Source organism: Lutispora saccharofermentans, from assembly GCF_024363565.1.
GTDB classification, from domain to species: domain Bacteria; phylum Bacillota; class Clostridia; order Lutisporales; family Lutisporaceae; genus Lutispora; species Lutispora saccharofermentans.
In genome coordinates, this window is sequence record NZ_JAJEKE010000035.1 from 1 (window position 1) to 5,451 (window position 5,451).

The window sequence follows — 5,451 nt, forward strand, 5'->3', positions numbered from 1 at the left end:
TTTATATGAAAAATATTTGCTTTTATTTGGGACATGGTTTATAATTATTACAAATGTGTTACAATTCCCAACCCTCGTAAAAGGAGGTGCTTTTCTGAGGAAGTTAGTATTATTGACCGCATTGTTTGTAATTTGCTTCAGTGCAAAAACCTATGCCGATTTAGGCGATATGACGCTTAAAAGAGGCATGACCCATAAAGATATAACAACCCTTCAAAAAAACCTGGATTTTTTAGGATACTTTAAAAATGACGAATATACCACTTACTATGGAGATAAGACGGAAGCCGCAGTAAAAAAGTTTCAAGAGGAAGTCGGCCTTAAGGTTGATGGTATTGCAGGCAAGCAGACCATAGACTATATGAAGGCTAAAACCCGTCAAATAGAAGTGGTAAAAGAAAAAGAAGCTGCGGAGAAAAAACTCGCAGAATCGATACAGCAAGATCTTAAGACCGCCGGGCTTTATAATGGGGAAATAACCTCAGTTATGGATGAAGCTACGAAAGAAGCCATAAAAGCGTTTCAGGAGAAAGAAGGATTGGATGTCAGCGGCGAAGCCGATAATGCTACAATAGCAAAGCTGAATGAGCTGTTTCCAAAAAAAGTAGAGGAAAAATCAGATAAAACTGCTGTAAGCAGCCGTGCTTTCGTTGATTTCACCAGAAAATACTTAGGCACTCCATATGTATATGGTGCCTCTTCAGGAAAAGCGTTTGACTGCTCCGGCTTTACAACTTATGTGATGAAGAATTACGGCATAAAGTTGGAAAGAACAGCCAGTCAGCAGTTTAAAAAAGGAACACCCATAGATAAAAAGGATTTAGAACCCGGAGATTTGGTTTTCTTCTCCAATAGAGGCAAAACCATCGGACATGTTGGAATATACATAGGAGATCACAAATTCATACATGCCAGCTCATCTCAAAAGAAGATTGTGATCAGTGATTTACGCACATATACGGGCAAGTATCAAGGTGCCCGGAGATATATAGAATTGAAAGACGAAGAAGAAGTCGAGGGGGGAAAGAAGGAATGACGGCAATGCCGTCATTCCTTCTTTTATTATGCCAAGACCCCGTTGATTCTACTGTATAAATTATGTTTTAACCTTAGTTGTGCTGACTGATAAAAGAGTGCATTGTGAAGGAACTTAGAGTTTGTTAGCGCAGTCAAGGTGAATTGCGACACAGGAGCAAGAGAAGGTGCCCTGGGGCAATAGGAAAAGTTGCGTCAACTGTTTGAGCCTATATGCTATTAAATCAGAAAACCTCATAACTTACTTGAATCTTAACAGTAATGACAAACGCTGCATGCGAGTTTTGACGCAACCCTATGCAAGCTTACAAAATCTTAGTCCCGGAGCTTTCGCAATCGTTATCAGTCAGCACAAAAAGGTTACTTGCCCAATATTTCATTTTCTTGCTCTTCCATGAACTGATTGGTGTAAAGCCTATAGTAATGGCCTCTTTCTTCCATAAGCTTGTTATGGTTGCCGTCTTCGATGATCCTTCCATCGCTTATTACCAGTATCCTGTCTGCAGATCTGATGGTAGAAAGCCTGTGAGCGATTATAAAGCTGGTCCTTCCTTTTAACACCTTTTGAATGGCATCCTGGATGATCTTCTCAGTCTCGGTATCAACAGAGGAAGTAGCCTCATCCAGCACAAAGATCCTCGGATCTGCAAGGATTGCCCTGGCAAAGGATATGAGCTGCTTTTCTCCCGTAGACAGCCTGCTGCCGCCTTCTCCCACTTCTGTATCATAGCCGTTTTCAAGCTTCATTATGAAATCGTGTGCATTGACCAGCTTTGCTGCCTTTATGATATCATCTGAAGATGCATCAAGCTTGCCGTATCTGATATTGTCCTTTACCGTACCGCTGAACAGGTGAGGCGCTTGAAGCACATAGCCCAGGTTCGACTGGAGCCAGGCCTGCGATCTCTCCTTATAATCAACGCCGTCTATCAAAATCTCTCCCTTAACGGGCTCATAGAATCTGCACAGAAGGTTTACTATGGTGCTCTTCCCCGAACCGGTCTCTCCTACCAAAGCTATGCTTTGGCCTGCTCTTATGTTGAGATTGAAGCTCTCCAGCACTTTTTCCCCATTCTTGTAGGAAAAGCTCACATTTTTAAAAGCTATATTTCCTTTTATAGGCGGCCAATTTTCGGGCTTAGGATCAAAGACATCTCCGTATCTTTCCAAGACTTCAGGCGTGTCTGTTATTTCCGGCTCGGTCTCTATGAGAGACATTATCCTTTCTGCAGAAGCCTGAGCTGATTGAAATTCGCTGAATATCCTGGCCAGGTCTCTGACCGGCTCAAAAAACTGGATGGTATAGGATATGAAGAGCACCAAGGTACCATAGCTGATGCTCTCAAGCATTACCGCTTTGCCTCCGTACCACATCGCCAGGCCGGTGCCTATGCTCCCCAATGCGACCACAAGAGGAAGATAGACAGCTGAATACATAGCCGCCTTCACGGATGAATTATACATATCCAGGGTTAATTCCTTAAATTCCTTAAGATTCTCTTTTTCCCTCACCAAGGTCTTGGTAGTCTTGGCACCCATTATGCCTTCATTAAAAGCTCCGGTGATCCTGGAATTTATTTTCCTCACCTTCCTGTGTGCCTTCAATATCTTTTGTTGAAAATATACGCTGGCTATTGCCAGAAAAGGCACTACGGACAAGCTTATCAATGCAAGCTTCAGATTCATAAAGAGCATTACTATAGCTATGCCCGTCATCATGGTAAAGCCCCAGACCAGATCCACCAAACCCCAGGCTATAGTATCTCCAAGCCTTTGCACGTCTGAAGTCATCCTCGCCATCATCCACCCCACGGGAGTTTTATCATAGTAGGAAAAGGATAAGCTCTGCAGATTATCGAAGCCTTTATGCCTGATATCATAAACCACCCCTGTTTCGATCTTGCCCGCATTGAGGGCTAAAAGCCTTATATTGGTAGATTGAAACAATACAAGCAGGGCATAAACTCCTGCAAAGATCCATAAACCCTGCAAATCGCCTTTTAATACAAAATTATCTATGGCATATCTCGTCATGATGGGAAAGATTACGTCAATGCCTCCCACCGCCATCATGACCAAGGTAAGCCTCATTACATACTTTTTATAAGGTATTATATATTGAAACAGCTTGCGCCAAAGTCCAAAATCCAATTTTTTAGTATAATCCTGTTCTTGATTGGCTGTCATAATGTCACCTCCTGTTTTAGTCCATATCTTTGCTGTAAGCTCTAGGCTGTAAGCGTATCCTCCTTGGAGTTTTGCAGCTCCCAGATCCTTCTGTAAAGTCCGGGCTTCGCTACCAGAGCTTCATGATCGCCCATTTCTGTTATTCTGCCGTCTTCCATGACCAATATAACATCTGCTTCGGATAAGGTGTTTATCCTGTGGGATATGATAAAGGTGGTTACGTCCTTCCTTCTCTCCCTCAAAGCTTTTCTTATGGCTGCATCCGTCTCTGTATCAACAGCGCTCAGGGAGTCATCAAAGATCATGATAGGGCAATCCTTTATCAAGGCTCTTGCTATTGCCACTCTCTGTTTTTGTCCCCCGGACAGAGTTACCCCTCTCTCTCCCACCAATGTGTCATAGCCTTTTTCAAAGCCTGTTATCACATCATGGACATAGGCTATCCTGGCAGATTGATAGATCCTTTCTTCGTCCTCTTCCTCCTGAGCCATCTTAAGGTTTTCTTTTATGGTTTTAGAATACAGAAAAGGCTCCTGAAGCACTATGCCTATTTTTTCCCTTATCCATTTCTTGTCTATATCCCTAAGCTCCACTCCGTCAATCTTTATAGAGCCGCTATCATAGTCGTAGAGCCTGTGGAGAAGATGCATCAATGAAGATTTGCCTGAGCCTGTGGGCCCCAGTATGGCGATGGTCTGCCCTTTATTGACGGTGAAGCTTATATCTCGAAGCACCTCCTTGCCATCCTCATATTGAAAATGAACATGGCTGAATTCAAGGTTTCCCTGTATCTCAGGCTTCAAGCCCTCCTCCTCGTCTTTATCCAGCGGCTCATCCAATATCTCCTTTATCCTGCCCATGGCTACAGCGGTTTTTCCCATATCGGTGAGAATCCTGCCCATCTGTCTCACAGGCCACAGCAGCATGCCTTCATAAGTGGTGAACACCACTAAGGTTCCCAGGGTCATGTGTCCTGATACCGTCCAATATACACCGGATACCAGCAGTATCCCCATCTGCAGCATGGACAATAAGTCTGAGAAAGACCAGTACCAGGCTAATAATTCGATCAGATGGGATACCTTATTCCTGAAGTCCAAATTTATTTCATCGAATTTATCTCTTTCGTAAGGCTGCCTGGCAAATGCCCTTACCACCCTTACTCCTGTAAGATTTTCCTGTAGGATGGATGTCAGCTTTCCTTCGGACTCATCGCATTCCAGGAATGATTCTTTTATCTTCATGTAATAAAGGGTGGAAAACAGAAATATTGCAGGTATTACCGACATAGCTATAAAGGTCATACGCACATCCAAAGAAAACATTATGCCTATAGCCATTGCCAGCATGAAAATTGCCCTGCCTACCTCCACAAACTGCATTGCCAAAAATCTTCTTACCGTATCTACATCAGATGTACATCTTTGTATCAAATCCCCTGTTTCGGCCTTTACATAATATCCATAGCTTACATTTTGCAATCTGTCATAAAGAGCATCCTTCATATTTTGTGCTATAGATTCGGATGCAACTGCAGACCATTTCCCTTTATAATAAGTAAATATACCGTTTATAATGGCCAATAATACCAAAGCGATGCTGCACATCCATATGTTTTGCCTTAATGTGTCATGGCCCCCCACAGCCTCAATAATATTCATTACCCATGGCGGCGCATCCATGACGGTGCCGCCTATCACCGAATCTATGGTATACCGGATGACCAATGGAGACATAAATGAGAATACGGTGGCAAAGCCAATGCTTATTATGGATGCCAAATAAAGGAGTCTGTTGCCCTTCATAAAAGCCCATAATAGTTTAAAATTTTTCAAGTTATCTACCCCACCTTCTAAAAAGTCATTAAAAAAGCCACAGATAAAATACTTACTGTGGCTCAATAAATAGCAAACGGGTTGCAAAAAATATAAAAGCCACAGGTATGCACATACCTATGGCCTATTAATCAGGATGTTACGCTATATGTCTACATAGCGCTCCAGTTTAAGGCTAAAGGTCGTGCAAAAAATACTATGCCATTTATGGCTGTTCTGTTAAATCTGCCTGCTATTCTTTTCATGTTCACGACCTCCTTCCATATTATTTCCATTATAATTATATTCCTAATATTTTATTTTAGCAATAGCATAATTTTTTTGTAACAAAATTGTAACCTTGTGAAAAATAATATATCTCAAATTTTATAACACTATATGTTCTTCTTTATCA

The 5,451-nt window shown here is 42.0% G+C and carries 3 protein-coding genes; 1 reads left to right on the forward strand and 2 read right to left on the reverse strand.

The window, feature by feature from the left end; translation table 11 throughout:
* Positions 1 to 1,036 (forward strand): C40 family peptidase (locus LJD61_RS20205; RefSeq protein WP_255229413.1); only part of this gene is annotated, 1,036 nt, incomplete at its 5' end.
* A gap of 359 nt (positions 1,037 to 1,395) precedes the next feature.
* On the opposite strand, the gene LJD61_RS20210 is transcribed toward LJD61_RS20205, so the two are convergent.
* Both LJD61_RS20210 and LJD61_RS20215 read right to left on the reverse strand, forming a co-directional pair.
* Entirely contained in the window at positions 1,396 to 3,222 is a 1,827-nt protein-coding gene (locus tag LJD61_RS20210; RefSeq protein ID WP_255229414.1) for an ABC transporter ATP-binding protein, read from the reverse strand.
* Positions 3,223 to 3,263: 41 nt separating this feature from the next.
* Positions 3,264 to 5,057 (reverse strand): ABC transporter ATP-binding protein, encoded by a 1,794-nt coding sequence (locus LJD61_RS20215; protein WP_255229415.1) that lies wholly within the window; start codon positions 5,055 to 5,057, stop codon positions 3,264 to 3,266.
* Positions 5,058 to 5,451: the final 394 nt, after the last annotated feature.